The sequence below is a fragment of the Mesorhizobium sp. CNPSo 4671 genome (assembly GCF_057784245.1).
Genome location: NZ_JBWLUW010000002.1, coordinates 204,201 through 230,903, shown reverse-complemented (window position 1 = coordinate 230,903; position 26,703 = coordinate 204,201). Strand labels below are relative to the sequence as shown.

Annotated in this window: 33 protein-coding genes and 2 pseudogenes; 24 read left to right on the top strand and 11 right to left on the bottom strand. The window is 59.7% G+C overall.

Annotated elements, in window-relative coordinates; all coding sequences use genetic code 11:
- The first annotated feature begins 128 nt into the window (after positions 1-128).
- From AC04SF_RS05525 to AC04SF_RS05480, 10 genes are all read left to right on the top strand, one after another.
- Positions 129-578, top strand: coding sequence for a DUF983 domain-containing protein (locus AC04SF_RS05525; protein ID WP_488477329.1), 450 nt, complete (start codon positions 129-131; stop codon positions 576-578).
- Positions 579-672: 94 nt separating this feature from the next.
- Positions 673-945 (top strand): helix-turn-helix domain-containing protein, encoded by a 273-nt coding sequence (locus tag AC04SF_RS05520; RefSeq protein WP_202353078.1) that lies wholly within the window; start codon positions 673-675, stop codon positions 943-945.
- A 458-nt stretch (positions 946-1,403) separates the two neighbouring features.
- A complete protein-coding gene (locus AC04SF_RS05515) occupies positions 1,404-1,676 on the top strand; it encodes an AAA family ATPase (RefSeq protein ID WP_488476868.1) in 273 nt (90 codons plus the stop codon).
- Positions 1,677-2,328: 652 nt separating this feature from the next.
- Positions 2,329-2,454 (top strand): hypothetical protein, encoded by a 126-nt coding sequence (locus AC04SF_RS05510; RefSeq protein WP_488476867.1) that lies wholly within the window; start codon positions 2,329-2,331, stop codon positions 2,452-2,454.
- A gap of 64 nt (positions 2,455-2,518) precedes the next feature.
- Complete coding sequence (groL, locus tag AC04SF_RS05505; protein WP_488476866.1) at positions 2,519-4,141, top strand: chaperonin GroEL; 1,623 nt, start codon at positions 2,519-2,521, stop codon at positions 4,139-4,141.
- 137 nt (positions 4,142-4,278) lie between these two features.
- Entirely contained in the window at positions 4,279-5,094 is an 816-nt protein-coding gene (locus AC04SF_RS05500; RefSeq protein ID WP_488476865.1) for a universal stress protein, read from the top strand.
- 77 nt (positions 5,095-5,171) lie between these two features.
- On the top strand, positions 5,172-5,702 hold the full coding sequence (locus tag AC04SF_RS05495) for a flavin reductase family protein (protein WP_488476864.1): 531 nt from the start codon (positions 5,172-5,174) through the stop codon (positions 5,700-5,702).
- 87 nt (positions 5,703-5,789) lie between these two features.
- Positions 5,790-6,614 (top strand): universal stress protein, encoded by an 825-nt coding sequence (locus AC04SF_RS05490; RefSeq protein WP_488476863.1) that lies wholly within the window; start codon positions 5,790-5,792, stop codon positions 6,612-6,614.
- An 84-nt stretch (positions 6,615-6,698) separates the two neighbouring features.
- Positions 6,699-6,926, top strand: a complete 228-nt coding sequence (locus AC04SF_RS05485) for a ChaB family protein (RefSeq protein ID WP_096448879.1) — start codon at positions 6,699-6,701, stop codon at positions 6,924-6,926.
- A 72-nt stretch (positions 6,927-6,998) separates the two neighbouring features.
- Entirely contained in the window at positions 6,999-7,214 is a 216-nt protein-coding gene (locus tag AC04SF_RS05480; RefSeq protein ID WP_488476862.1) for a hypothetical protein, read from the top strand.
- Positions 7,215-7,410: 196 nt separating this feature from the next.
- Here AC04SF_RS05480 and AC04SF_RS05475 read toward each other — a convergent pair whose 3' ends face one another.
- The 4 genes and pseudogenes from AC04SF_RS05475 to AC04SF_RS05460 all read right to left on the bottom strand — a co-directional run bounded on the left by AC04SF_RS05475 (position 7,411) and on the right by AC04SF_RS05460 (position 10,238).
- Positions 7,411-7,875 carry a host attachment family protein gene (locus tag AC04SF_RS05475; protein ID WP_488476861.1) on the bottom strand — a complete coding sequence of 155 codons (465 nt, stop codon included), beginning with the start codon at positions 7,873-7,875 and terminating at the stop codon, positions 7,411-7,413.
- A 79-nt stretch (positions 7,876-7,954) separates the two neighbouring features.
- The gene (locus AC04SF_RS05470) at positions 7,955-8,602 is read right to left on the bottom strand and encodes a BON domain-containing protein (RefSeq protein ID WP_488476860.1); all 648 of its coding nucleotides are present in this window, start codon (positions 8,600-8,602) and stop codon (positions 7,955-7,957) included.
- A 145-nt stretch (positions 8,603-8,747) separates the two neighbouring features.
- A pseudogene (locus AC04SF_RS05465) lies at positions 8,748-8,933 on the bottom strand (hypothetical protein); the annotation flags it as partial.
- 27 nt (positions 8,934-8,960) lie between these two features.
- Positions 8,961-10,238, bottom strand: a complete 1,278-nt coding sequence (locus AC04SF_RS05460; RefSeq protein WP_488476859.1) for an NRAMP family divalent metal transporter — start codon at positions 10,236-10,238, stop codon at positions 8,961-8,963.
- Between the two features lie 208 nt (positions 10,239-10,446).
- Here AC04SF_RS05460 and AC04SF_RS05455 point away from each other — a divergent pair, with 208 nt between their 5' ends.
- The 3 genes from AC04SF_RS05455 (at position 10,447) to AC04SF_RS05445 (ending at position 12,702) form a co-directional block, all read left to right on the top strand.
- A complete protein-coding gene (locus AC04SF_RS05455) occupies positions 10,447-11,358 on the top strand; it encodes a DNA-binding protein (protein ID WP_488476858.1) in 912 nt (303 codons plus the stop codon).
- Positions 11,358-11,801 carry a DUF3775 domain-containing protein gene (locus tag AC04SF_RS05450; protein WP_488476857.1) on the top strand — a complete coding sequence of 148 codons (444 nt, stop codon included), beginning with the start codon at positions 11,358-11,360 and terminating at the stop codon, positions 11,799-11,801. Before AC04SF_RS05455 ends, AC04SF_RS05450 begins: the two co-directional genes overlap by 1 nt.
- Positions 11,802-12,162: 361 nt before the next feature.
- On the top strand, positions 12,163-12,702 hold the full coding sequence (locus AC04SF_RS05445) for an Hsp20/alpha crystallin family protein (RefSeq protein ID WP_488476856.1): 540 nt from the start codon (positions 12,163-12,165) through the stop codon (positions 12,700-12,702).
- A 144-nt stretch (positions 12,703-12,846) separates the two neighbouring features.
- Here the strand turns inward: AC04SF_RS05445 and AC04SF_RS05440 are convergent, their stop codons facing one another.
- Positions 12,847-13,044, bottom strand: a complete 198-nt coding sequence (locus AC04SF_RS05440) for a hypothetical protein (RefSeq protein WP_488476855.1) — start codon at positions 13,042-13,044, stop codon at positions 12,847-12,849.
- Positions 13,045-13,331: 287 nt separating this feature from the next.
- Between AC04SF_RS05440 and AC04SF_RS05435 the strand changes: the two genes are divergently transcribed.
- The gene (locus tag AC04SF_RS05435) at positions 13,332-13,682 is read left to right on the top strand and encodes a hypothetical protein (RefSeq protein ID WP_488476854.1); all 351 of its coding nucleotides are present in this window, start codon (positions 13,332-13,334) and stop codon (positions 13,680-13,682) included.
- A gap of 18 nt (positions 13,683-13,700) precedes the next feature.
- On the opposite strand, the gene AC04SF_RS05430 is transcribed toward AC04SF_RS05435, so the two are convergent.
- Positions 13,701-13,871 (bottom strand): hypothetical protein, encoded by a 171-nt coding sequence (locus tag AC04SF_RS05430; protein WP_202353072.1) that lies wholly within the window; start codon positions 13,869-13,871, stop codon positions 13,701-13,703.
- A gap of 297 nt (positions 13,872-14,168) precedes the next feature.
- Here AC04SF_RS05430 and AC04SF_RS05425 point away from each other — a divergent pair, with 297 nt between their 5' ends.
- From AC04SF_RS05425 to AC04SF_RS05400, 6 genes are all read left to right on the top strand, one after another.
- Positions 14,169-14,723, top strand: a complete 555-nt coding sequence (locus tag AC04SF_RS05425) for a Spy/CpxP family protein refolding chaperone (protein WP_488476853.1) — start codon at positions 14,169-14,171, stop codon at positions 14,721-14,723.
- Between the two features lie 64 nt (positions 14,724-14,787).
- Positions 14,788-15,435, top strand: coding sequence for a hypothetical protein (locus AC04SF_RS05420; RefSeq protein WP_202353070.1), 648 nt, complete (start codon positions 14,788-14,790; stop codon positions 15,433-15,435).
- Positions 15,436-15,901: 466 nt separating this feature from the next.
- Positions 15,902-16,141 (top strand): hypothetical protein, encoded by a 240-nt coding sequence (locus AC04SF_RS05415; RefSeq protein WP_488476852.1) that lies wholly within the window; start codon positions 15,902-15,904, stop codon positions 16,139-16,141.
- Positions 16,141-17,208, top strand: a complete 1,068-nt coding sequence (locus AC04SF_RS05410; protein ID WP_488476851.1) for an HlyD family secretion protein — start codon at positions 16,141-16,143, stop codon at positions 17,206-17,208. The genes AC04SF_RS05415 and AC04SF_RS05410 overlap by 1 nt, the downstream gene beginning before the upstream one ends.
- Complete coding sequence (gene rbbA, locus AC04SF_RS05405; protein ID WP_488476850.1) at positions 17,205-19,997, top strand: ribosome-associated ATPase/putative transporter RbbA; 2,793 nt, start codon at positions 17,205-17,207, stop codon at positions 19,995-19,997. Before AC04SF_RS05410 ends, rbbA begins: the two co-directional genes overlap by 4 nt.
- A gap of 1 nt (position 19,998) precedes the next feature.
- Positions 19,999-21,111 carry an ABC transporter permease gene (locus AC04SF_RS05400; protein ID WP_488477328.1) on the top strand — a complete coding sequence of 371 codons (1,113 nt, stop codon included), beginning with the start codon at positions 19,999-20,001 and terminating at the stop codon, positions 21,109-21,111.
- A 113-nt stretch (positions 21,112-21,224) separates the two neighbouring features.
- Here AC04SF_RS05400 and AC04SF_RS05395 read toward each other — a convergent pair.
- Both AC04SF_RS05395 and AC04SF_RS05390 read right to left on the bottom strand, forming a co-directional pair.
- Positions 21,225-21,569 (bottom strand): annotated as a pseudogene (locus tag AC04SF_RS05395) (NnrS family protein); the annotation flags it as partial.
- 189 nt (positions 21,570-21,758) lie between these two features.
- Entirely contained in the window at positions 21,759-22,595 is an 837-nt protein-coding gene (locus AC04SF_RS05390) for a universal stress protein (RefSeq protein WP_488476849.1), read from the bottom strand.
- A 164-nt stretch (positions 22,596-22,759) separates the two neighbouring features.
- Here AC04SF_RS05390 and AC04SF_RS05385 point away from each other — a divergent pair, with 164 nt between their 5' ends.
- The 3 genes from AC04SF_RS05385 (at position 22,760) to AC04SF_RS05375 (ending at position 24,498) form a co-directional block, all read left to right on the top strand.
- Positions 22,760-23,158, top strand: a complete 399-nt coding sequence (locus tag AC04SF_RS05385; protein WP_488476848.1) for a c-type cytochrome — start codon at positions 22,760-22,762, stop codon at positions 23,156-23,158.
- Positions 23,159-23,356: 198 nt separating this feature from the next.
- The gene (locus AC04SF_RS05380) at positions 23,357-24,004 is read left to right on the top strand and encodes a helix-turn-helix domain-containing protein (protein ID WP_488476847.1); all 648 of its coding nucleotides are present in this window, start codon (positions 23,357-23,359) and stop codon (positions 24,002-24,004) included.
- Between the two features lie 293 nt (positions 24,005-24,297).
- Entirely contained in the window at positions 24,298-24,498 is a 201-nt protein-coding gene (locus AC04SF_RS05375; protein ID WP_488476846.1) for a hypothetical protein, read from the top strand.
- A 128-nt stretch (positions 24,499-24,626) separates the two neighbouring features.
- On the opposite strand, the gene AC04SF_RS05370 is transcribed toward AC04SF_RS05375, so the two are convergent.
- The 3 genes from AC04SF_RS05370 to AC04SF_RS05360 form a co-directional block, all read right to left on the bottom strand.
- Positions 24,627-24,926: a DUF982 domain-containing protein gene (locus tag AC04SF_RS05370; protein WP_488476845.1), complete on the bottom strand. Its 300-nt coding sequence runs from the start codon at positions 24,924-24,926 to the stop codon at positions 24,627-24,629.
- A 139-nt stretch (positions 24,927-25,065) separates the two neighbouring features.
- Positions 25,066-25,575 carry an Hsp20/alpha crystallin family protein gene (locus AC04SF_RS05365; RefSeq protein ID WP_488476844.1) on the bottom strand — a complete coding sequence of 170 codons (510 nt, stop codon included), beginning with the start codon at positions 25,573-25,575 and terminating at the stop codon, positions 25,066-25,068.
- 79 nt (positions 25,576-25,654) lie between these two features.
- On the bottom strand, positions 25,655-26,122 hold the full coding sequence (locus AC04SF_RS05360) for an Hsp20 family protein (RefSeq protein WP_488476843.1): 468 nt from the start codon (positions 26,120-26,122) through the stop codon (positions 25,655-25,657).
- A 236-nt stretch (positions 26,123-26,358) separates the two neighbouring features.
- Here AC04SF_RS05360 and AC04SF_RS05355 point away from each other — a divergent pair, with 236 nt between their 5' ends.
- Entirely contained in the window at positions 26,359-26,610 is a 252-nt protein-coding gene (locus AC04SF_RS05355) for a hypothetical protein (RefSeq protein WP_096448918.1), read from the top strand.
- Positions 26,611-26,703 lie beyond the last annotated feature (93 nt).

The window sequence follows — 26,703 nt, the reverse complement described above, 5'->3', positions numbered from 1 at the left end:
CGAGATAGCCCCGGCAGTCTCTGGTGCGGCCGAGCGAGATCTATGAGCTCGCCGATCATCTGAAACCACAGGGCGCAATAGGCGCGCGGTCAGCCTGTGTCCATGTGGTTCGAAGCCCATGCGGCATCATGCTAGGTAGTGGATATCTAGGCGTTGAACCATCGAGTATCATGTATTATACATTATCATTAATGGACAAAGGAAGCGATAGATTTGCACGGCCGACCCTGCCAGTCGCCCTTTCACGAGGCTTGGTGGGCCGATGCCCCAATTGTGGTCAGGGGAAATTTTATCGCACCTACCCGAAGCAGGTGGAGCATTGCGCGGTTTGTGGAGAACGCTTTGGTGACATAGAATCTGATGACGCGGCGCCTTGGTTCACTGTCCTCATAGCGGGCGTCTTTGCAGCGCCCCTGTATTTCTTGTTCCAAGAGCTTCTTCTGTTATACTTCGCCGTCACAATGATATTGATCTCTCTTATCATTGTAGCGCTGATACTGCTTTTGTTACCCCGCATAAAAGGTGCTTTGATCAGCGCATTCTGGTTTTCGCGGCTTGAAAACGACGAGCCGAGATGAACACTTTACTGATCACAATTGCGCGTTTCCACAGGCTGTCGCGCTGGTCGATGACTGTTGCAGTGCAGAGCAGTCGTAATTAGGAGACCGAAATGTGATTAGCGCTTCGCAGATTCGCGCAGCCCGGGCATTGCTTGGAATTGACCAGAAAAGCCTGGCTGAGCGTGCCGGCATTTCGCTGTCAGCCATCCAACGAATGGAAGCCGGCGAGAGCGATCTACCGGGCGCGTTCGACATGCAGAAGAATGTCGTAATCGCCCTCAGGGCAGCAGGGATCGAGCTGATTGGCGATCATGAGCGCAGTGGCGGCGGAGGCCGAGGTGTGCGCCTGGCGCATCCTGTCGGTATGGCAGGCCGGACACATTGATGTCAGCTCCAAATCCGATCGTCACCCTTCCAGCGCTATAGCATGAGGAACGCGAATGCAGCCCTTGTGTCCGACCAAGGACGAACCTGATAGGCGTGTAGCTCCGGATAATCTCGCGATCGACCCAAGCCGGACTGGGCTTCGCTGCGACTCTTAGCGATAATGGAATCACTGTGATCCTATCTATGTCCGCTTTTGATAAATAAAACCATTGATTGGAATGCCGGATATTGGCCCTAATCGAGGATCTGCTGTACCGAATTTGGTGTGCCGTTTCGAGGTCTATGCCTCCGAAAATATCTTGCAAGAAGTGATTTCTGCTCTACTCAGTGGCGGTCAGCTGATTTGTGCACGCGCACGGCAACTGCGAGCGAGGCATCACCTACCAACACAGCAGCCGAACCAAGACGATGTGAGCCACGCCAATTCTGCACCACGCTGTGTTTTGGGGGTCTGAAATGCATATTGCTCATCTGGAAATCGCCAATTTTCGCAAATTACTTTCGGTGCGGATCGACCTGGCCGATAAGACCACGCTTTTTGTCGGCGCAAACAACAATGGCAAGACCTCGGCCATGCTGGCGCTCCGGCGCTTCCTTGCCAAACGCGGCAGGACTTTCGCGAAGCATGACCTGACATTGTGCCACTGGGCCGGCATCAACGCCCTTGGACAAACCTGGATGACCCAGAGAGAGAGAGAGAGAGAGAGAGAACGCCAGGACGGAACGTAGCTCGCAACTACGCGGGCCATGTTGCGTGCCGGCCGTTCGGTCTAGGGCTCGCTCACGCCGGCTTCGTCAACCTCCGCTTCTATCTGATCACCGACAGCCTTGGCCTTGCCGGCGCCGGAGAGCGTTTTCCCTCTGGCGGAAGTGCCGCCTGGAGACCACCAGCGGGTCATATCCCAGGCGATCATGTGCAAAGAGGGAGAGGACTGGGAGCGGGATCCCGATCGCCAGAAACCCCAGCCAGGCGGCGAAGGTATATGGGACCAGTAGGCGAGTAACCGTTGAACGGCCGTTCTTGCCGTGTGTATGCGCTTCGCCCATGCGTCATCCTTCGGGTGCATCGGCGGGTATTCGCGCGCCCCATGTCCCTGTCTTCGGTTATCAGTCGAGATCGGATGGAAAGGGGATGGTGGTGATTTCCGCACAGCGGTTGAGAAGCTGTTACTGAAGAGCGGGATCACGGGTCTCCGGGTTCGGGCTCCGGCGCTCCATATGGTAGAAATATTCGCCTGAAATCCCCGCCGAGGCCTCGTCGGCGGCCAGCCAGGCCTGGGTAAGGTGGGCTTGCTCCAAGTCGTCGGTAGCGCTTGGGCCGCCCATCCGCGTTTGCACCCACCCGAGGGCCTCGACGGCCGTCCGGAAGCTGGAGGAAGATGTGGGTGTCAGGCTCCTGCACCGGACGACGCGCAGCGTGCAGCTGACGGAGGACGGACGCGCATTTCATGCCCGTGCCCGTGATCGAACCGGCCGACATCGTGGAGGTACGTTGGAGCGGGATTGATGCGTATCAAAGCCGACTGAACTCATCCCTGTTAGCCAAGACGCATGATAGCTCGGAGACGGTCATGGCTCACAAACAGGTGTTGTTTCGCTCAGCGGCGCGCGAAAAGATTCTGCGTGGCGCAACCCAGCTCGCCGACGCCGTGCGCGTGACGCTCGGGCCGCGCTCGAAATCGGTTTTGATCGAAAAGAAGTGGGGCGCTCCCATCGTCTGCAATGACGGGGTGACCATCGCCAAGGAATTCGACCTGAAGGATCCCGAGGAGAACCTTGGCGCGCGGATGCTCAGGCAGGCGGCCGAGAAGACCGGGGACATGGTCGGTGATGGCACCAGCACGTCGACCATTCTGGCCCATGCGATGTTCGCTGACGGGGTGCGCAATGTCGTCGCTGGCGCCAGCGCGATCGACATCAAGAAGGGTCTCGATCGCGCAACAAAACGCGCGATCGACACGCTCAAGCAGATATCCCGTCCGGTCTCGACCCGTCGCGAAAAAGAACAGGTGGCAACGATCTCCGCGCACAACGATCCTCTCATCGGCCAGCTGGTCGGCGAGGCAATGGAGAAGGTTGGCGGCGAAGGCGTCATCACGGTCGAAGAGTCGAAGACCACCGAGACCGTTCTGGACGTCGTCGAAGGCATGCAGTTCGATCGCGGATTCTTGTCACCGTATTTCGTGACCGATCCCGAGAAGATGGAAGCGGTCCTGGAAGACGCGCTCGTGCTCATCGTCGAAAAGAAGATCGCTTCGCTGAATGATCTGATCAAGCTGCTCGAGGCTGTAGCAAAGTCGGGAGCGCCCCTGCTCGTGATCGCCGAAGAAGTCGAAGGCGAGGCACTGGCGACGCTCATCGTCAATCAGATCCGGGGCACCTTCAAGAACTGTGCCGTAAAGGCGCCTGGCTTCGGCGATCGCCGCAAGGCCATGTTGCAGGACATCGCCATCCTGACCGGCGGACAGGTCATCTCCGAGGACCTCGGGCTCAAACTGGAAAATGTCACGATGGAACAGCTGGGCCGGGCCAAGCGCATGGTCGTCGACAAGGACAATACGACGATCATCGGTGGCAGCGGAGACCCGAAGGCAATCAAGGGCCGTGTCGAACAGATTCGGCGCGAGATCGACAATACGACGAGCGACTATGATCGCGAAAAGCTGCAGGAGCGGCTGGCCAAGCTTGCGGGTGGTGTCGCCGTCATCAAGGTCGGCGCGCCGACCGAGGCTGAAATGAAGTCGAAAAAGGAAGCTCTCGACGATGCCATCAGCGCCACCAAGGCTGCGGTCGCCGAAGGCATCGTGCCAGGCGGCGGGCTTGCCCTCTTGCGATGCATCACGACCGTGGCTGACGAGGAACAACACTGCGAAGGTGACGAGCGGACCGGCGTGCAGATCCTCAGGCGGGCTCTCGAAGCGCCGGTCAGGCAGATCGCCGAGAACTCCGCCGTCGACGGTGGCGTTGTTATTGCCAAGATGCTCGAAGGCACCGGCAATTTCGGCTTCGATGCGGGAAGGAAGGAATATGTCGACTTGGTTGAAGCCGGCATCATCGATCCGACCAAGGTCGTTCGCATCGCGCTGGAGAACGCAGTCTCGGTGGCGAGCGTTCTGCTCTTGACCGAAGCGACCATGACCGAAATTCCGGAACCGACGAAAGAACGCACCTTCGAACCAGAGATGGCGATGTAGGCGGCGAGTTCCGGAGCACCGATTTGGATTGGAGGCGAAAGGCGCGAACCGCCGAGGCTGGCAGGCTTTGATGCGCATCAAGGCGCACGATCGGACCTCAGGTGATCCTGCGACAAATCTCATCGGAGGGCACCAAAATGATCTTCAACACCATCATGGTTCAACTCGATGTCGATTCTCCGGCAGCGCCGCGAACGAACTATGCGCTGGAGTTGGCGCGACGCTTCGAAGCCACACTGATCGGTTTTGCCGCGGCCGATTCATATGTCTTTGTCCCCGGTGACGATGGCGGGATGGCGGCGGCGGAAATCATGCGTGAGCGCCGGATCGAGATCGAGGATCGCCTGAAGATCCTGAAGGAGGAATTCCTGGGCCTCGTCGGAGATGACGCCACCTGGCGTGAAGAGATCGGGGACCCGACACGCCTGCTCGCGAAACATGCCCGCGCCGCCGATCTCGTCGTGACGGGAACGCCGGTCTCCGGCGCTGATCACCATCGGGTGGTCGATATCGGAACATCGGTGCTGTCGGCCGGACGGCCCGTGCTGATTGCGGCCGACCGGCTTGTTCCGCCCGACCCCAAGAAGGTTCTGGTCGCGTGGAAGGATACCCGCGAGGCTCGGAGAGCAGTCACGGATGCACTGCCGTTCCTGACCGGCGCACAAGATGTGCTCGTGGCGACGATCGAAGAACAAAACCAGAGGGATGCGCGCGAAAGTGTCAGCGACGTCGTCCGGTTTATGATGAGGCATGGCATCAAGGCGAGTTCGGAAATCCTGGACTCGGATCGTGGGGATGCTTGCGAAACCATTATCGGACTCGCCCACGGCATGGGTGCCGACCTTGTCGTTGCCGGCGGCTACGGGCATAGCCGGCTGTTTGAATGGGCCTTTGGAGGCATGACCCGCTCCCTGCTCAGCAATGGCTCCGTCAACCGCTTGTTCTCGAACTGACGCACTGAATGCAGGCCGTTCGCCCGGTGACGGCCGGCTTGCGCTTGCCAATATAGAATACAACGGAGGGTGCGAAGATGAAGGAACTGCCGCTTGCCGAGGTCTATCGGCTGATCGAACCGGGTCCAGTCGTTCTGCTGACAACGAGGGCGAGAGGCCGCGCCAATGTCATGACCATGTCGTGGCACATGATGGTGGAGTTTACACCGCCGACGATTGCCTGTGTCGTGTCGAGTGGCGATTTCTCGTTTGCCGCGTTGCGCGACACCAAGGAGTGCGTGATCGCGATTCCTGCCGTGGGACTGGCGGACAAGGTCGTGGCGGTCGGCAACTGCTCAGGCCGGGACAAAGACAAGTTCGCGACGACTTGGCTGACGCCGCTGGCCGCCGAGCATGTCGCCGCGCCCTTGGTCGCCGAATGCTTTGCCAATCTCGAATGCCGCGTGGTCGATACCCGGCTCGTCAACAAATACAATCTTTTCGTCCTCGAGGTCGTGAAGGCCTGGGTTGACCCGGGGCAGCCAAGGCCAAAGACCATGCACCATATCGGAAAGGGTACCTTCGTGGTGGACGGAGAGACCATCCATTTCGAGTCGCATATGCCCTGAGGTTGCAACTTGATCGGCATCAAGGATCGCAATGCATGGGACGGCTAGTCTCAGCTGGTCCGACGATATCGAAGAAGAGCGTGAGCGATGAGTTACAAATCCATTCTGCTGAATGTGGGCATAGACGGCCCGATCGCGCCCGTCACCAAGATTGCCATCGATCTTGCCAGGCGCTCCAAGGCTCGGTTGATCGGCTTCTGTGCGGCCGATGCGCCCTTGCCGGTCACGATGGCACCCGAGGGGGCCGCGATAGCCGCCGAGGTCTGGCAGCAATTGAGGGATGACATCAAGAAGCGCTTCGAGGACCTCCACGTCGAGTTTGACAGCCTGGTTGCTGGTTCGGTGGCGACGGAATGGCGCAACACGCTCGACAATCCCAACCATGCCTTGGTCGCGACATCGAGGAGCGCGGATCTCATCATCACCGGAGCTCCGGAAGGGGCTTCCTCCGGCGATTCCTATCGGACTGTCGATCCCGGCAGCCTCGCGCTGCGTGCCGGCAGGCCGGTGTTGATCTCGTCGGCCGGGGCGGAGCAGGCACCGACAGGCAGGATCGTGGTCGCCTGGAAGGATACGCGCGAAGCCAGGCGGGCGGTGGCCGATGCCGTGCCGCTGATGGCGATGGCGGACGATGTGATCGTGGTCACGATCGATTCCGAGCCGGGTGACCGAACGACAGCCGGCATAAAGGATGTCGCGACCTTCCTGGCCGAGCATGGCATCAAGGCGCGCACCGAAGTGCTGAAGGCCGACAACGAGAGCGACAAGCTGATCGACTTCCTGAGTTCCGCCAAGGCCGATCTGATCGTGTCAGGCGCTTATGGACACAGCCGCATCATGGAATGGGTGTTCGGCGGCGTTACCCGCTCGCTGCTCGACGACGTCCAGCTCTGCCGCTTCATGTCAAACTGATCACCCGCCCCTCGACATGCCTTGGCGTGTTCGCCAGCGACTACGGCTATTGGCACCGGTGGGGCTTGGAAGGGAGGATGGCAAATGCCTTATGCGACCGAGGAAGATCTTCCATCGCCCATCAGGACGCATTTGCCCACGCATGCCCAGGAGATCTTTCGCGCTGCCTTCAACAGCGCTTGGGACGAATATGTCGACCAAGGCGAAAAGCGTGAAGAAACAGCCCATCGCGTCGCGTGGGCTGCCGTGAAGCGCCACTATCGCAAGGCAGGCAGGGATTGGGTGCCCATCCGACCAAGCCGTGTAATTTGATCGAGATCAAGACCGTCTCCGCTGCGTTCATTCATAAGATTTGGGATCGGGCACTTAGGCAATGTGGTTTCAATGACGGACAGCGTTACGGGGCTTCTCAATGCGTGCAAAGCGGAGAAGAGCAAAGGGGCGGATTTTCCGACGATCTGGAAAGAGATCCTGAAGGTGCACCCTTGTGTCACGGGATCACCGATTCAGGACAGCAGCGACGACGGTCCGGTGCTGCGAATTCCTTTGATCACAGGGCAATTTCTCGTCTTCCTGGGCTCGGACTTCTCGCTCGTTTAGCGGCAATGGCTGACAGCTATCGGTTGTGCAGGAGCCCTCCGGAGATTCTTGGCTGGGGATTTGCGGCGGACGCCACTGGCGAAAAACACTGCCGCCAGCGATGCCATCCCAATCGTAAGTGCGTGAGGCCAACATCCCGTGATACCAGGCCGCGACGGTCGTCGATATCAGCCTGGTTGTGGGCTGTGCGGGCTACTCAAGCCGCTGCCAACGTGTTCTCGATGGCTTCGACTGAGTGCTTCACGAGATCTTTGCCGAGTTCGCCCGCCAGTTTCGCCTTCAGCGAAGGCTCGACATGCTTGCGCAGTTCGCCGAGCGTCCGCGGATCAGCAACCACGACTACATGCTCGAACGCTTCCGCGAGGGCCTCGCGATTGAGATACTCGGCAACGGCAGCGGCAAAATCGTCTTCCCGCAGGCGAGAGTCGTCGGGATTGGCGGTGGAACTGCGGTGGCGACCACCCGAGCCGGTGTTGGCCGCTTGAAGCGTCGGCTCGCCCAATTCAACCAGATCGATCCGGGGCTCGTGACCCTTGTTGCGAAACAGGCGCAATTTCTCGCCGTCGGTTACCGCGACCAGCGTGCCAGTCGTCATAATCATGCTGTTACTCCTTGACATAGATTGAAGGTGTTGCTCGCCATCATTGGCCGCGATCTTCACCGCCAGCTTCGCGGTGCGCGTGCCTCGGGACTATCGGCGCGGCGGCCGCTTGAGCCGCCGCGTCAACCGGGTCGAACCATCAGACAATCGCAATCCGGTCTTCCACCATCCGGACGCCCGGCGTCGACCAGGCGGCGCGTTCCGCCGCTTGGCGCTCGGACCAGGCCTTGACCTTGCCTTCAAGCGTCACCCTGCCATCCTGCACGTTGACGCGGATCGCCTGGGCTTCGATTTCGGCGTCACGTTTCAGCGCATCCTCGATGCGCTTCTTGACGTCGGGTACCGAGGCACGTGGGGTGATTTCGATCTGATTGGCCACGCCAACGACACCGGCCAGCCCGCGCACAGCCTCGGCCGCCGCGTTCTTCTGGTATTGCCATTCAACTTTCCCGGTCAGCGTGATCCAGCCGTCCTGGACCTTGACCTGCACCTTGTCCCTCGGGATGGAGACGTTCCAGGTGACCGCATCGACCGCCCGCCTGGCGATCTCGTCGTCCGCGGTTCCCTTCTGTCCAATCAGCCGGACTTCGATTTCCTCGGCGATACCCTTCACGCCCTTGACCCGCTTGACCACATTTTCGGCGGTGGTCTTTTCCCAATAGGAAGAAACATGTCCGGTCAGGGTGACGATGCCATCCTCCACGGCGACGCCGATGTGGGCGGCGTCGATGCTCGGCTCGAACTCCAACTCATCGAGAATATTCTGACGCAATGTTAAATCCGTCATGGTCTGTCTCCTCTTGAACGGGGGCTTTCACTCCACCCAAAACAAAGCACCCTCGACAGAGGGTCACATTGATCTGGCTCAACAGTTGGCGACTTTCGCTTGCCCTGCTGTCAGCGGCCATCCTGTCGGTTGGAGACGTCGCTGCTCAAGCGGGAACGGCCTTGCATTCAGCCACCGGCTCGCGAACGGGCTTAGAAAGATCAAGCACCATCCGTCCCTCAACCTTGCCCGCCTTGAGGTTCGCGAAGATCGTGTTGATGTCCTCAAGACGCGCCTTGGTGATTTCGGCCTTCACGCACAGACGCCCGTTCGGCATGAACGCACCGGCGTCTATGCAGGCACGGCTCCATTCCCTTTGTCACAGCACGAAAAAGCCAATTGAAGCCAAGGCCATCACCGCCGTGGCGAGCGCACCGCCGAGAGCCATCCAGCGCGGCAAGGTGAGGTGGCCCATGATCCGGGGGTTCATCGCGATCATCATCATGATCGCCATCAGTGGAGCGGCCAAAACTCCGTTCACCACAGCACTCCAATAGAGCGCTCTTATGGGATCCATGCCGACAAAGGTCAGGGACACTCCACCCAGCGTTGCGACCGCAATCGTGCCGTAGAAGGCCTTGGCATCTCGCGGGGGCCGATCGAGGCCTTCGGGCCAACGAAACATCTCCGCGACGGCATAGGCGGCGGAGCCGGCAAGCACGGGGATGGCAAGCATTCCGGTGCCGATAATCCCAATGGCGAAAACGGCAAACGCAAACTCCCCGGCGACCGGCCTGAGCGCTTCGGCCGCTTCGGACGAAGTCTTGATCTGGGTGATCCCGTTGGCATGAAGCGTCGCCGCAGTGGCGATGATGATGACGATGGCCACCAGGTTGGAGAAGCCCATTCCGAACAGTGTGTCGCCCCGGATCCGCGACAGCTCCGGCCCGGCAGCGTGAGAGTTGGCGCCCAGCCGTTGACGATGTTGCCTGTGCTGCTCCTCGACCTCCTCCCCGGCTTGCCAAAAGAAGAGGTAAGGACTGATTGTCGTGCCAAGAACGGCAACCAGCGCCATGGCGTGATCGCCGTCGAAGACGATCTGCGGAACCAGCGCACCATAGAGCGCCACGCTCCAGGGCACACGGACTGACAGCACCACCGCCACATAGGCAAGCAGGGACATGGTCAGCCATTTAAGCACCATCACGTAGCGCCGATAGCTCACGAAGATTTCCAGGAGACTGCAAATCAAAGCGAACAGCACCGCATACAAGGACTGCGGGCCACCCAAGAGCAATTTAAGTGCCGCCCCCATGGCGCCGAGGTCGGCGCCGATGTTGATGACGTTGGCGACAAGCAGCAGAAGAACGGCGAAACGCAGCAGCCAGGGCGAGTAGTGTCGACGCAGATTGCGCGCGATACCTTGGCCGGTTACCGCGCCGATCCCGGCACTGATCCCTTGAGTTACAGCCATCAGCGGATAGCTGAAGAGCATGGTCCATGCGAGCGTGTAGCCGAATTGCGCGCCCACCTGACTATAGGTGGCGATACCACTTGGATCGTCATCAGCCGCGCCCGTGATTAGGCCTGGGCCCAAGCTTCCGAGAAAGTTGTAGGGTCGGCGGCGCGTGGTAGCCGATGCGTCTGACGGTTCCATCGAATGGTTCCCCTCACTCTTCTGGTCACGCGAACCGAACTCAGCGTTGCCGCGCCGAGTTGTTCCGAGTCTTCGAGCGCGAAGAAGCACGTATTTTCTTCTATCCGGTTTCGAAGTCCGATGCATTGATGCGGGTCAAGGATACGAGGCGTCGAATGGCATAGGAGGGCCAAATCGACACTCTTGAACTCCTGCGCCGAGGAAAGTCATGCCGGAGCCGCTGCAGATCGTGACGCCAAACCCGGGCATAGAGCCAATGACGACGATGGCGGCCACACCAATCCCCGAGAACATCGGGGTGGCAGGAAAATTCCGGGATTTTTCCGATCTCCTCGACAGCCAGGGGGCCGACGGCTTCCGCGCACGGGCCTACAGAAGGGCGGCGGATGTCGTTTCCAGGCTGGAACGGCCCGTGGGCGAAATCCTGGCAAAGGAGGGACGCGACGGCCTCGTCGCCCTTCCGGCCATCGGAACAGGTATAGCTGGGGCGATTACCGAGATGGTTGCGACCGGGCGCTGGTCCCAACTGGAACGGCTGCGCGGCGAGATGGAGCCGGAGGCGCTGTTTCGGTCAATCCCCGGAATCGGACCACGATACGCGCACCGCCTCGCCGAGGATGGGCAGCTCGAGACCCTCGAAGACCTGGAGAACGCGCTTCATAGCGGCGCACTTCATATCAAGGGTATCGGTCACAGGCGCAAGGAGATGCTGGCGGCAGCCCTCGCCGAGCGGCTCGGCAGGGTTCGGCTGAGAACGACCCATCAATCTCAACCCTTGCCGCCAGTGTCGATGCTGCTCGAAGTCGATCAAATGTATCGCGAAAAGGCTGCGGCCGGCGCGCTTCGCAAGATTGCACCGAAGCGCTTCAACCCGAAAGGCGAGGCCTGGTTGCCGGTGCTGCATGCGCGCCATGACAACTGGCATTTCACCGCGTTCTTCTCGAACACCAGGCTGGCGCATGAACTGGCAAAAACGAGCGATTGGGTCGTGATCTATTTCCAGGCCGACGGCCAACCGGAGGGACGGTGCACTGTCGTCACCGAAACAAGGGGGCCGAGCGCCGGCATGCGCGTCGTCCGGGGACGGGAAGACGAACAGCAACTGAAGGAAACGGTATGATGGAAAGAGCTGCGAGCAGCATTGGCGACGGCGAAACGGAACTCGAAGTTCCCCTCGAAACAGTATGCTTCATCATCATGAAGGCGCGCGAGTTCGATGCCAAGGATCCGGTCACCGAACCCAGCCCCGCCTCCAATCCGTCCGACGACCGGTCCGCCGCGATCCTGGAGGATCATGACGACGACCCGGTTCTCGAAGAATTGCAGTCGCTGATTTCCGATCTTTCCGTCGACGCACAAATCGACCTGGTAGCCCTGATGTGGCTGGGTCGCGACGACCAGTCCGCCGACGAGTGGCAAAGTGTTCGCCAGCAGGCAGCTGACGCGCACAACGAGCATACTGCCGACTATCTCTGTGGGACCCCGCTGCTTGCAGACCATCTCGCCGATGGTCTTTCGACACTCGGCTACTCCTGTGTCGAATATGAACGCGAGCACTTTTAGTCATCACAACGCGCTAAGCTTGCTGGCGGACGGCGTTCGATGTCGCCCGCGCACGATCCCTTGATGGCATCGCCATCGGGGCTCCAAGCGGAAGACATTTTCTGACGCCATTGATCCCGATCAATGAGCCGCTCCCTTGCAGGGGCTTTGATGCTGTTCTTGCCAGGCTGAGCTAGATTTGGCGACGCGGGCGCGATGACTGCGGCAAAACCGCGGATTCGCGAAGCAACGGACCAGTTTCGGCGACGACACTTGGCAAGCGGGTCCGCTGACCTCCGGCTCTAGCGCCTCTTGGGAGACCTAAGGTGGAAGGGTGGAGGCGGCGGCACCTGCCTATCAACTCACCTTCAAGGAGAAGACCATGGCTGAAGCTGCCACCAAACTCCCCGTCAAGACAGAGAAGAGCACTGCCCCGACGACAGCCGGCAACTGGACCACCCCGTTCGAAAGCCTGCGCCGCGAAATCGACCGGCTATTCGACGACTTTCACCCGTTCGACTTCCGCCTGCCTTCGACCCGCTCCCTGTTCGGTCATGAACTGCCGTCCCTGCGCAATGCGGGCTGGTCGGTCGCGCCGGCCATGGATCTCGTCGAAAAGGACAAGGAGTATGAGATCACGGCCGAACTGCCCGGCATCGACGAGAAGAATGTCGAGATCAAACTCTCCAATCACACGCTGACGATCAAGGGCGAGAAGAAGGAAGAAAAGGAAGAGAAGGACAAGGACTACTATCTGTCCGAGCGCCGCTACGGCTCCTTCCAGCGTTCCTTCCAGGTGCCTGAAGGCGTCGACACCGGCAAAATCGATGCAAGCTTCAGCAAGGGCGTGCTGACGGTGAAGCTGCCCAAGACCGCCGAAGCCCAGAAGGCCGAGAAGAAGATCACGGTCAAGGCCGCGTAACAGGCATGGTGACCCGCTTGTCTCAGCGCGTCTGTCCGGCGCGCTGAGACCTTCTCCAAACGACGATACGTCAAACTGCGTTTGGATGATACCTAGTCCGGGTGCCGAGACTATTTCGACCCGGGGCCGGTTTGCCGCATCATATCAACGCGATTGTTGGACGACCCTTCCTGGTTTGCCGGGCGCGCCGGACTGATCGCGAGCTTGGCTTTCGGCTATCTCAAGCTTCTTCTGCTCCAACGCCAGCAAGCCTTCGATGACACGCCTTTGTTCGGTATCCGTCTCGCGCGCGAGCAAATCCTGAAAGTGGGCAATGTTGGCACGCGCAATAAAGCGGTCCATGACATTCCTCAATTGCCAAGATAACGACATCCTACTCCTAAGTGCGGGCCGCTCAAAGCCATTTACGCCAACGCAGGCCCGCTGCGGCTGGCTAGGTGAAACCCCGTAAGGATCAAACCGAATTTCGCAATGTCAGACATTGCGCCATTGATGTCATCAGAGGCAGATCGTCGTTTCGATCTTGGTGAAGTCAGCTTCGCCACCGAGAGTTCTCCCGCGCGTCTCACCCCCAAAGCAGGGGAGACACGATCGAACGTGCCGGACCTGCACAGCAGCGAGATGATGAAATGGCAGACCTTGCGGAACGTGGCACCCCAACTACGGGAAACTCGACTACTGATCGCCGTTTGGAAGGCATTCACGTGGCCGGCAAGCTAGATGCCCGGTCTTTGGATTTGACCTGCGTCAAGGACGCTTTGGCCGTTCCTTCCAAAAATGAATCTATGTGGCAACCAATATCGACCGCCCCTTTTGATCGGGATTTGGAATTGGCCGTCATCGACGGGGATGGCGTTCACGCCCTCGTTTTTCCCTGCAGGCGCATACTGACAGGCTGGACCAAGTCGGCCACGAAGGAACGGGTGGACATCTCACCTACCCATTGGAGAACGTGGAAACCTGACAAGACAGATATTTAGCGGCATTGCCGCGTTTTTCTATTTGTTGCTGTGCCCGTTTGTTCCCTTGTCGGCCTCCTCGGCCTTTCGGAGCTTTTCTTCTTCTTTCTCGAGCAATTCAAGCAACGCCTTCCGCTTGAGCTGATCTTGCTCCTCTGCCAAGCGCTGGCGAAAATGCTCGATATTCAGGCGCGCGATCCCCTTGTCCACTCGTCACCTAAGCAGCCGCAACGGCTTCCCTGTTCGTCTGTGCAGTCACATATCATAGCCAAATCGCCCGCGTCTAATCCCGCCGGGATACGTCAGTTCCATCAAGGCATGCTTCTGATCGCGCGGGACCCCGGTAGCTTTGGAAACCACCCGCTTTACGAATGCACCCCCAGCAATCCGCACCTACGGCTATGCCGCATTGACGATTCCGCCGGCACTCGTTGATGCAGGTCAAGGTCGCCACCGCCACCGTGTGATTTCTTTAGCATTCGAAACTCGCTGTGAAGGAGACGATCGATGTTCAATCTACGCAGTATTTTCGCAGCAGGGCTGATGCTGGGCGTTCTCGCGATGCCGGTTGTGGCGGGGGCCGAAGACAATGATTCTGGTTGGTGGCCTCGTTGGGGTATGGGCCGGATGATGATGGGTCAATGGGGCATGGGCGGCCCGATGGGTGGCTATAATTCAGACGAGATGCTCGATCGGATCGACGGACGCCTCGCCTTCCTCAAGACGGAACTGAAGATTACCAACGAGCAGACGCCCTCCTGGGACGAACTTGCCGGCATCATCCGTAGCACGGCCGAGTCGCACAACGCGTTAATGCAGGGCATGCTCAAGGAATTCCAGGACGGTGAGTTCCTGAAGAAGCCCCTGCCCGAGCGACTGGCCTACCAACAGACCCATCTCGAAGCGCGTCTGGAACAGGTAAAGACTGTCAGGGCAGCAGTCGAAAAACTATACGCAAAGCTGAGCGATGAGCAGAAGCAGGCGGCTGACGAGATTGTCCTGCCTATGATGGGTATGGGCATGGGGCGCTCGGGCTTCGGTCCTGGAATGATGTTCAGATAACCTCCATTGCGTCCTGATCGTGTAGTGCCCTGAAGGAGTTGGATAATCGCGGAGGAACTGACGCATGTTCGTCGCACTTCGCCTTGTGGCCGGGCTAGCTTTGCTCGGCATCAACCAAGCCGCCGGCTCGACGATCTTTCCGACGGGGGTCGTCTACAGCAATTGGACTGACGAGAGCGAAGAGGCCAAGGTGTGCGAGATCGTCCTCGACGTCAGCAACCCGCCATCGCGGGAAGTCGTCAAGTTCATCGCGCTTGCCGGTTACAACAAATTCGACGGGACCGTTCTGGCCGGCTTTCTCATGGCTGCAGCCGACATCACGACAGCCGACAAATATCAAATAGCGCGGATTTCAGGCGCAGCATTCAGCTCCCGCACATTCAACTCGCTCGGCCATTTAGATTACGAAATCTATGACGACGGTACAGTCATGGCGACGACACAAGATCCGCTTCTCGCTATTACTTTCATTAACGCGGTGATTTTCGGAACTTACGAATTGCGTTTTGCGCGCCCAGATTCAAACGCCGAAATGCGAACCTACAAGATTGCATCCGCTCCAGGGGAACCCGTAACCAGCAATTTCATGCACTGCATGGATCACCTCGCTGTCGAGTCCCACCGCACTCAATCAGATGCATCAACAAAAGGAAGCCCGCTGCCGGAGGGAGGTGGCAGCGGGCTCAGCATCGCGACGGATCAGGGAGGATAACCGTCGCTTGCCCATGTCAGGGGAGGACATGGGCACCCTAGAGATAGGAACATATTCCTACCATTCAAGGCAGACGTTTCGATTTTTGAGAGACCGTTGTTCGCCGCTTCAGCTTCGCGGATGAGCTCCGGCAATTTTGGCAGTAGCCGCGACATGACGATCGAGGCGTTTGAGATATGGCGCTGATAACTTCGTCATGAAGTTCAGCGCCCAAATATGCCGCAATCGCCGTCGCGTTGAATGCGATCGCATCCGAGTTGCTGTCAGAGTGTGTGACAAGAGGGAGAAACGCCCGCAATTTCACGGGTCAAAATCTTGATTGGATCGACGGCAAAGAGTGGCGCCGTCGAAGACCCACAGTTAGGCCTTATCGGCCACGAGCCATTGATATGGCTCAAATCGGCCAGCTTGAGGCAACACCGAAGCGCCGCGGCGAACGATGTCGGCGTCCAGGCGCGCCCCACGATTGACGCGGATCAAGGCCGTCGCGGCTGCTCTCTGTTTTGGCTTCGTGAAAATCAGCCACCCCAAGCGGAGTCTCGCCATGGTCGACATCAAATCAAGCCCCCAACAAATCAGATCCGCTTCGCCCGAACTGCGGCGACGGCTGGGGTACGAGGTGTCGCGCGTCCTTGTGGAGGAAAACGCCCTGAATCCGGAAAGAGCTTTTCCGAAGCCGGCCGGTGCCGCGGGAGCCCTTCGGTGATGAACTCTCGGCGGACATGGCTGATCGCCGGCCTTCTGATCGCTGTTGGCGCGGGTGGTTACTACGCATGGCAGAAATCCAAGGATGGCGATCTGCCGGAAGGCATAGCGAGCGGGAACGGCCGCATAGAAGCGGTCGAGATCGACGTGTCGACGAAGGCGCCGGGCCGGATCAAGGAAATCCTTGTCGATGAAGGCGATTTTGTCAAAGCTGGCGAAGTGCTTGCCCGCATGGACACGGTGCAGCTGGAGGCCCAGCGCCGTCAGGCCGGAGCCCAGTTGCAACGCGCTATGATCGGCGTGGAGACCGCCAATAGCATGGTAACGCAGCGCGAAGCCGAAAGAACGGCCGCGGCCGCGGTCGTCGCGCAGCGCGAAGCCCAACTAGACGCCGCCGAGCGCACGCTGGTGCGCACTGAGCAGCTTGCCACCAACAACACCATTTCCCAGCAGGTCCTCGACAACGACCGGGCAACCGCGCAGGGAGCAAAGGCTGCGGTGGCTGCGGCACAAGCTCAGCAAGCAGCAAGCGATGCCGCTATCAACGCGGCAAAGGCTCAGGTCATCGACGCCAAGGCGGCGGTCGACGCTGCTCAGGCCGCGATCGAGAGCATCGACGCCGACATCGACGATTCCACGCTCAAGTCTCCGCGCGACGGACGGGTGCAGTACCGGGTGGCGGAGCCTGGAGAAGTCCTGTCCGCCGGTGGGCGCGTGCTCAATCTCGTCGATCTCGGCGACGTCTACATGACCTTCTTCCTGCCGACGGCCCAGGCAGGCCGTGTGGCGATCGGCACGGAGGTCCGCCTCGTGCTCGACGCAGCCCCGCAATATGTGATCCCTGCCAAGGCTACCTACGTCGCTGACGTCGCCCAATTCACGCCAAAGACAGTCGAGACCGAGGAAGAGCGCCTGAAGCTGATGTTCCGGATCAAGGCGCAGATTTCACCGGACCTGCTGCGCAAGTACATCCGGCAGGTGAAGACCGGCTTGCCGGGCGTGGCCTATATCCAGCTGGATCCGCAGGTTGCGTGGCCGGGCAAACTCCAGGGAAAGCTCGCTCAATGACCGCGTGGCCGAGCGCCACCGCAAGTCTTCCCTCACGGCCGGTCGCACGGCTGGAAGGAGTCGGCCATTCCTACAGCAGGACCCGGGCGCTCGACGGCATCACCTTGGACATACCTGCCGGCTGCATGGTTGGCCTGATCGGGCCCGACGGCGTCGGCAAGTCCAGCCTGCTTTCCTTGATCGCGGGAGCGCGGGCAATACAGCAAGGACGCATCGAGGTGCTTGGCGGCAACATGGCCGACGTCCGCCATCGACAGACCACGTACCCCAGGATTGCGTATATGCCGCAAGGCCTCGGCAAGAACCTCTATCCGACGTTGTCCGTCTTCGACAACATCGACTTCTTCGGCCGCTTGTTCGGGCATAGCCGGGATGAGCGGGAGCGCCGCATTGGCGAGCTTCTGCAGAGCACGGGGCTGGCGCCCTTCGCTGCCCGACAGGCAGGCAAGCTTTCCGGTGGCATGAAGCAGAAGCTCGGCCTCTGCTGCGCCCTTATCCATGATCCCGACCTCCTGATCCTGGACGAGCCAACGACCGGTGTCGATCCTCTGTCGCGTCGTCAGTTCTGGGAGCTGATTGACCAGATCCGCCGCGGTCGCACTGGAATGAGCGTCATTGTTGCAACCGCCTACATGGAGGAAGCCGCCCGATTCGACTGGCTAATCGCAATGGACGGAGGCCGCGTGCTGGCCTCTGGATCGCCGTCGGAGCTGCTTGAGCGGACTGGCGCGCCTGACCTCGACGAGGCCTTTATCGCACTCCTTCCGCAGGAAAGGCGGGACGGCCATCAGCAGGTGGTGATCCCGCCCCGATCCGCGGACACCGGCGACGAAGCTGCCATCGAGGCGGAACATCTCACCATGCGGTTCGGCGATTTCACCGCCGTGGACGACGTGAGTTTCCGTATCGAGCGGGGCGAGATCTTCGGCTTCCTGGGCTCGAATGGCTGCGGCAAGACGACCACCATGAAGATGCTGACCGGTCTGCTTCAGGCAAGCGAAGGCAAGGCCCGGCTCTTCGGACGCGAGATAGACCCGAACGACATCGAAGTTCGGCGGCGCGTCGGCTACATGTCGCAGGGATTCTCGCTCTATTCCGAGCTGACGGTCCGTCAGAACCTCGAGCTTCATGCCCGGCTCTTCGGCCTGGCTCCAGACGCCATCCCACAAAGGATCGCGGAGATGGCGCAGCGCTTCGATCTCGCCGGCCATTTGGATGCGCTTCCCGATGCCCTGCCGCTCGGAATCCGGCAGCGCCTGTCGCTTGCCGTGGCGATGATCCACTCCCCCGATATCCTGATCCTCGACGAGCCCACATCCGGTGTGGACCCGGTCGCCCGCGACGGGTTCTGGCAGATCCTCTGCGAGCTATCACGCAAGCAGAACGTCACGATCTTCGTCTCGACACACTTCATGAACGAGGCGGAACGTTGCGACCGCGTTTCGTTGATGCATGCCGGCAGGGTTCTTGTCACCGATACGCCGGCGATGATCGTCCAGAATCGCGCGGCGCCGACGCTTGAGGAGGCTTTCATCCGCTATCTCGAGAGCGCGGCCGCAGCGAAGGAGACCGCACCGCCAGATGCCGGGACTGAACCGGGACACGCCATCGGCGCGTCGGAAGGGTGGACGAAGCATCCGCAGGAAAAGCGTGGCAATCGCTTCTTCGATCCCCGCCGTATGTTCGCCTATACGCGGCGCGAGGCGCTCGAACTCCTGCGCGATCCGATCCGCGCCACGCTCGCCATCGTCGGCACGCTCATCCTGATGCTCGTCGTGGGTTACGGCATCAACATGGACGTGGAGAATATGACGTTCGCCGTCCTCGATCACGACGATACGGCAATCAGCCGCGACTACGTGCAGCAAATCGCCGGCTCGCGATATTTCACCGAAAAGGCGCCTATATCGGACTACGCCGATCTTGACCGGCGCATGGAAGACGGCGATCTCAGCCTGGCGATCGAGATTCCGCCCGGCTTCGGTCGCGACCTGGCGCGCGGCCGCAACGTCACCATCGGCGCGTGGATCGACGGCGCCATGCCGACGCGTGCCGAGACCGTGCGCGGTTACGTCCAAGGCATGCACGCAGGCTGGCTTGCCCAGAAGGCACGCGAGATCTATGGCGACGCGGCCACGGTCGGTGATTTTCAGCTGGCGATCCGCTATCGCTACAACCCCGATGTCCGGAGCCTCGATGCTATTGTTCCGGCAGTGATCCCGATGCTTCTCTTGTTAATACCGTCGATGCTGGCCGTGCTGAGCGTCGTGCGCGAAAAGGAACTCGGCTCGATCATCAATTTCTACGTCACGCCGGTCACGAGGTTCGAGTTCCTGCTCGGCAAGCAGATACCCTATGTCGTGCTCGCGATGCTGAACTTCCTGCTGCTGACAGCCTTTGCCATCTTCATCTTTGGCGTCCCATTCACCGGCAGTTTTCCAACCTTCGCCGCCGCCGCGTTTCTCTATGTCATCGTCACGACGGGGATGGGGCTGCTGCTCTCGACTTTCATGAGCAGCCAGATCGCGGCGATCTTCGGAACCGCGCTGATCACGATGATTCCGGCCTCGCAATATTCGGGCATGATCGATCCCGTCTCGTCGCTCCAGGGCGTGGGTGCCTTCATTGGCCAGATTTATCCGATGACCTATTTTGTCATCATCTCACGTGGCGCCTTCTCAAAGGCACTCGGCTTTGACGACCTTTCCAGCGCGTTTTTGCCACTCGTCATCGCCATCCCCGTGTTGCTCGGCCTCGGAGCGGCACTTCTCAGAAAACAGGCCCGCTGAAATGCGTTTCGCCAACATGTTTCAGCTCGGCATCAAGGAACTGCGCGGTCTTGCGCGGGATCCGATGCTGCTCGTGCTGATCGCCTATGCTTTCACCTTGGCGATCTACACAGCGTCCAAGGCGATGCCGGAAACCCTCAATCGCGCGCCGATCGCGATCGTCGACGAGGATCAGTCGCCGCTGTCCTCGCGCATCGTAACCGCGTTCTACCCTCCCTTTTTCACGACGCCCCGGCTCATCTCCCAGCCCGAAATGGACAGGCGCATGGATTCCGGCATAGACACATTCGCGCTCGATGTCCCTCCGAACTTCCAGCGCGATCTCCTGGCCGGCAGATCGCCCACGATCCAGCTCAATATCGATGCGACCCGCATGTCGCAGGCCTTCACCGGCGGGGGATATGTCCAGTCGATCGTATCGGGGGAAGTGAGTGAATTTCTGGATCACCATCGCGCCGAAACCGTGCTGCCTGTCAATCTTGACTTGCGCGCGCGTTTCAATCCCGAACTCAACATGGGATGGTTTGGCGCCATCACCGATGTGATTTCCTCGATCACCATGCTCTCGATCATCCTGACCGGCGCGGCACTCATCCGCGAGCGCGAGCATGGCACGATCGAGCATTTGCTGGTCATGCCGGTAAAGCCATTCGAAATCATGATGAGCAAGGTCTGGTCGATGGGTCTCGTCGTGCTGGTGGCTTCCGGCCTATCGCTGGTCTTTGTCGTGCAGGGCCTGCTCTCAGTGCCCACGAACGGATCCGCGCTGCTGTTCATGACCGGAGCCGCCCTGGACATATTCGCCATGACCTGTCTGGGGATTTTTCTTGCGACCATCGCGGGCTCGATGCCGCAATTCGGTTTGCTGCTGATGATGGTGCTTCTGCCGCTTCAGTTGCTGTCCGGCGGCGTCACGCCGCGTGAGAGCATGCCTGAGATCATCCAGGCTATCATGTTCGCCGCGCCCAATACACACTTTGTCATACTGGCCCAGGCCGTCCTGTTCCGCGGCGCTGGCCTGAGCGTCGTCTGGCCGCAGCTTGCGGCGTTACTGGCCATTGGCACTGGGTTATTTGCCTTTTCGCTTCGCCGCTTTCGCCAATTCCTGAGATAGGCTCGAAGCAGCCAAGGTTTCGTTCCGTAATCAGCGCCCAGCCACGTTTGCGGTATGAGCATTGTACGGAAAGCCATGAGAAATAGGCCGAAGCCGGCAACCCACAATGTGCCTGCAAGGCTCGTTAAAACTGGGCCGTAGATAGGCAGAAATTCGACCAAGAGGTGCGACAGGCAGCAAATTGTCATCGCTGCGAACGCACCTGTCGCCCGAACCGAGGTCTCGAAGGCGCCGCGGCTGTGCTTGCGGATCATGCTCGCTATGATGGCGAGAGCCATCGTGCCGATGGCGCCGATCGTCCAGGCATGAACGGCAGCCGCCTGCCCCAGCCTGGCAGGCGCGAAAATGTGGATCGCCAGAAGCCCGAAACCGACGGTGATCCAGCCGTACCCAATATGAAGAGCGAAAACTGACGACGACGCCACCATTCGCCACCCTTTCCACTGGGCGACTCGCATCACCTGACTGCAGGCGGCAAGAGCGCAGGCAAGGCCGGTGAGTTGTACCCTGCGGCGCAACAACCCACGAACCACCTGCGCCTGCGGACCACTCGACACATGTATTCTTTCGGATTTCGATCGAGAACGTGTCAGGTCGCGAAGCGAAAGAGCGTACTATCTAGCTGTCGCGGCACACTGGCCGTGCTTTCATCTCGCCATCAAGACCGGCAGCGATTGATCCTGAAGCATTGACTTGGTGGCGCCGCCGAAAATCCGCTCGCGCAACCGGGAATGGCCGTAAGCGCCCATCACCATCAGCTCGGCACTGCTGTCGACCGCGTGCTGGCGAAGAACATCAGCGACGGCATGGTTCGCACTCGGCAGGCGGTCGACTGTTACCTTCACGCCATGCCGGGCGAGGTAGGCTGCGGCATCAGCTCCGGGTTCCTGACCGTGGTGGTATTCGTCCTCCACCGGATCGACCATGACGAGACGCACTTCGTCGGCGCCTGTTAACATATCGAGTGATTCACGGACGGCGCGCGATGACTCAAGACGAGCATCCCACGCGACCATTACCCGCTTCGGCTTCAGTGTCGGCCGAGCTCCCGGGGGAACGATCAGCAGCGGCTTCCCGGAAGAAAACAAGGCGCCCTCGATCACCTTGCCTTTCAGCGTCTCGTCAGCGAGCAACTCCGGCCCGATTACCGTAATGTCGGCGTAACGTGCACGGCGACCAATTCTTTCGTCAGCCCAGCCAATTTCAGGATATTCGCTGGAGACATCGGCCGAAAGCGCTCTGTCGGCGAGGAAAGCCGACACGGCAGTCACTCGCTTCTTCAAGAGCGTCACATCGGCCTGCCGCTCCTTCAGCCAGTCTTCCGAAACGATTGCCGCATACTCTCCGACTGGCGGCGGCGCGGCGATGGCCACAGCAAGAACGGCAAGATGGGCACCAATTTCGTCGCAAAGGTCGGCAGCGAGGTTGAGATCGCCGTCGCTCATATGCGGCCCCGTAACCGTAAGGATCGTCCTGAAAGCCATGGCAGTAGCTCCTGATCTCGGCCAAATTCCATGTCGACGATAGCCAGACCGTTCGGCGTGCTCATTGCGCTGAATCAAAGACTATGCGGACGCCCAATTGATCCGGATCAATGTGTCTGTGAATAGACTCGGTAGGCTCAGCCGATCAATCGGCGGATGCGCACATGAGATTTCTGATCGCAGCAGCTATCGCGGCCATGGCCTGCGAAGCGTCCAGAGCGCAGGAAATGAGCTACGGCCAGGCAGAATATCTGAACTCCTGCGCCGTTTGTCACGGCATAGATGGCAAGGGCGACGGTCCCCTGCGCGATCTGCTGGTCAAACGACCGGCCGACCTGACCCATCTTTCCCAACGCAATGGCGGGACCTTTCCCTATTCGAGGGTCTTCGCAACGATCGACGGTCGCTATGCCGTTTCAAGCCATGGCAACCGCGAGATGCCTGTCTGGGGTCGTGAATTCCTTGAGGACGATGCGAAAACCTACGGCCCTAGCGGCGGCGAGGTTGTGACCACGGAACGCATCCACAACCTTGCGGGTTACATCGCGACGCTGCAGCATTAGATTTAGGCAGTGCAAGATCGCCAAAATGCCCTGATGAGCGATGGATTGTGCACGTTCGAGGCATGCACCGACCATTATCAACGTACTCCACTGCCGCCTCGGCCAAGCGCTAGGTAGTTTCCCGTAGGGATATAACCGAATTTCGTCCCCTGCGGATTCGCGCGATTGCTGTGTCACGGAACAACCGGGAAAACAGCCATGCACGCCTACACGAGCTCCAGAATCTCACTGCCGTCGCATTCTGTGCAACCAAGCCTGCCGGACGCGTTCGACCCAGCACCGCTGCAGCCGGTCAGCTTTTTTCCCGCCGGCGCTGAAATTTATGCTCAGGGCGAGAAGGCCGGTGCTTTCTACCAGGTCGAATTCGGCGCCGTGCGCATCTACCGCCTGCTTGCCGACGGTCGCCGGCAGATCAGCGCCTTCCACCTCGCCGGCGAGACCTTCGGCTTCGAAGCCGACTCGACGCATCATTTCTTCTCCGAAGCGATCAACGCCACCGGAGTTCGCGTCTTCCGCCTGGCTGCCGGGGCGGACATGTCCCGTCAGTTGCTGCCGTTGGCGCTCAAGGGCCTGACACGCGCGCAGGAGCACCTCCTGGTCCTCGGTCGTCAGAACGCCATCGAACGTGTCGCCGCCTTCCTGGTCGACATGGCGGAGCGGCAAGGCGGCTTGCGGCAGGTCGAACTGCCGATGTCGCGCATGGATATCGGCGATTATCTCGGGCTCACCATCGAGACCGTGTCGCGGGTCTTCACCCGGCTGAAGGACAAGGGCGTCATCCGCCTGCTCAACCTGCGCAGCATCGAAATCGTCAAACAGGATGTGTTGCAGACCATGGGCGAATGAGGGTGCCTGCCAGCTCAAGAAGACGACAATGACGCCTCAGAACCGGCCTCAGTTCAAGGGCCAGATGACGATGAAAACACACTCACCACCCATACCGGCTTTCGTTTCCAAGTGTGCCGCGCTCGTCCTGAAGATGAACCAACGCTGGCCGAGTTCTTCACCCATGTAACGCCTGACGACCTGCGCTTTGGCTTTCTCGGCGGAGTGAAGGAAATTTCGCACGAGCGGTTGGTGGCGATGACGCGTTCCACGACACCCATATCCATAATTTTCTGGCCTTCTCGACCAACGGGATGCTGATCGCCATTGCGACGCTGGCAAGCGATCGAGCCGACCGAACCGGCGAGGTTGCGATCTGCATTCGCGCGGATCGCAAGCATCTGGGCGTTGGCTGGGAGCTGCTCGCTTATATCGCGAAATATGCCGAAGAACTTGGCCTAGTGGTCGCTCACTTCTCTATTCCGCAGATGCGTCGAAGAATAATTGTGGCGTGAAGCAGCCGTGATTTGCCGCCTCATTAGATGGGTATTTTGGTGGGTCGTTCCCTGTGGTTCCGCTATCGACCTCGTCCAGTCCACTTTCACTGGCCTATACGCGCCCTAGAGAAGTCCTGAACTGAAGGTCAGAGACTGCGCCCAGATACGGACAGCTTTTGATCAGCCCCGGCCAGTGGCGAAAAATCGGATCTGGCCAGCACCCCGGCTATCCTGGCAAAGCTGACAAATGCCTGTCGCGCCTCTTCGGTTGTCATCTGCTCGGCGATTGCGGCGTTGCAGCTCCTCACCGCGCAGTTGTATACCGGCCCCCGACGGGCCTTCGGCCATTGATTCAAGTATACGAGCGCCTCCCGCACCGATCCGATGTCGTGTCTCACGTCACCGGTCTTAACCTGCACGGGGGTAAGGAAAGCCAGACTGGTCATTTGTTAACTCCCTGGGTTGCAAGGTTGATTCAGCATCCCATGACGGCTCTTTCATTTGAGGCTGTTGGACGTCATTTGACCATCCTCGCTATCTGCGAAGGCCGGGGCTTCATCGAGCCCCGGCCTTGCTTCGCGACCGTCATTTGTTGCCGTTGATTGCAATGCGCTTGGCGTTTGCCTGCGCCTTTTTGGACTTGGGCAATGTCACGGTGAGCACACCGTTCTTGAACGTCGCCGCCACTTTGTCGTCTTCAACCTCACGACCGAGACTAAAGCGCCGCTCAAAACGCCCATAATAGCGTTCGCTGAACTGGCGGTCCTTGTCCTCGGTCTCCGCCTTCTTCTCGCCGCGAAGTGTCAGAACACCATCATCCAGCATGACCTCGACGTCGTTTTCATCGAGGCCAGGGATTTCGGCCGTCACCCGGATTTCCTGATCGGTTTCCGAGAACTCCACGCTTGGCCAAGTGCCGTTGAGAGGGGCCATGCGGCCCAGCGCCGAAGGCGTGTCAAAACCGCGGAACACCTCGTCGAATAGCCGGTTGACATTGCGGTGCAACGACAGGAACGGATCCATGTCGTCACCGCGATAAAGGCTCGGTGCCTGACTGCTGCCACGGCTCCAGGGAATCAAGTCACGTACGCTCATTTGATCCTTCTCCTTTCCGTGTTGGGTCGCACCCGGACCCCAGCCACGACAGGACGGGGTGCGGGCCGACCGCCAAAGATCAGGCCGCTGCGCTTTCAATGCGCTTGGACGCCGCCTTCTTGTCGGTCTCGACATTGATCGCGATGCGGCGCGGCTTCATCTCCTCGGGAATTTCTTTCTTGAGGTCGATAGTCAGCAGACCGTTTTCGAGCTTTGCCCCGACAATGGTCACATGATCGGCTAGTTCGAAGCGGCGCGCGAACGACCTCAACGCCAGGCCATGATGGAGGTACTGAACCTCGTCGTTCTCTGTCTTGGCGCCCTCGATCACGAGCATATTTGGCTCCTGCGTGATCGTAAGCTCATCTTCCCCGAAACCGGCGACCGCGAGGACAATGCGGTAGGTGTCTTCGCCGAGCTTGGCTATATCATAGGGCGGCCAGTTGTCCGCGTTCTGTGGCGGGCTGGCGTTTTCGAGCAGGTTGAAGATGCGGTCAAAGCCGATGCTCGACCGATAGAAGGGGGAAAAGTCCGGGTTCGTTCTCATAACTACATCCTCCTTGGAGCAACATAGGTACGAGGGAACGCAAGAAGCATGGCGCTCCCTGACACATCGGCCCCTTGTGCGGCGACCGACGAGGAATGAGTTGGGAATTGACTTCCGCTGCGTCAAGAGGGACCGCCAAGGCAGTTTCGTGACCGCCTTCGAAATGGCTGGTGGCAAGCGCTCCATCGAATACCCATCTGCTTCGCAGGTATTTCGAACGGAGGAAAAGGATGCCCATGACACGCCAAGAGGTTGTCTCGGTCCTCGGACCCGTGGACAACGCGACGATTGCGGAAATCATCGCGTCCGGTGCCTCGCTTGAGGAATTGAGAGAGGCATGGGCCTGGGCCTTCGGTGACGAGGCGTTGATGAGCCAGGGACGACCGCTGCCGGGAACAAGGGTGGCAGCGCTGATCGACCTGATCGACCCCGACGACGAAGCCGACCTGGTGGATCCGGCCCAAGGGGACCCGGGCGCCGGCCATTGAATGGTGAAGATGCCGTCTATGGCTTCCCATTCAGGCGGACGCGCTCTTTCGTGCGATCTGCTTGGCAAATTGTTTGTGCCGAAGAAGTTATCC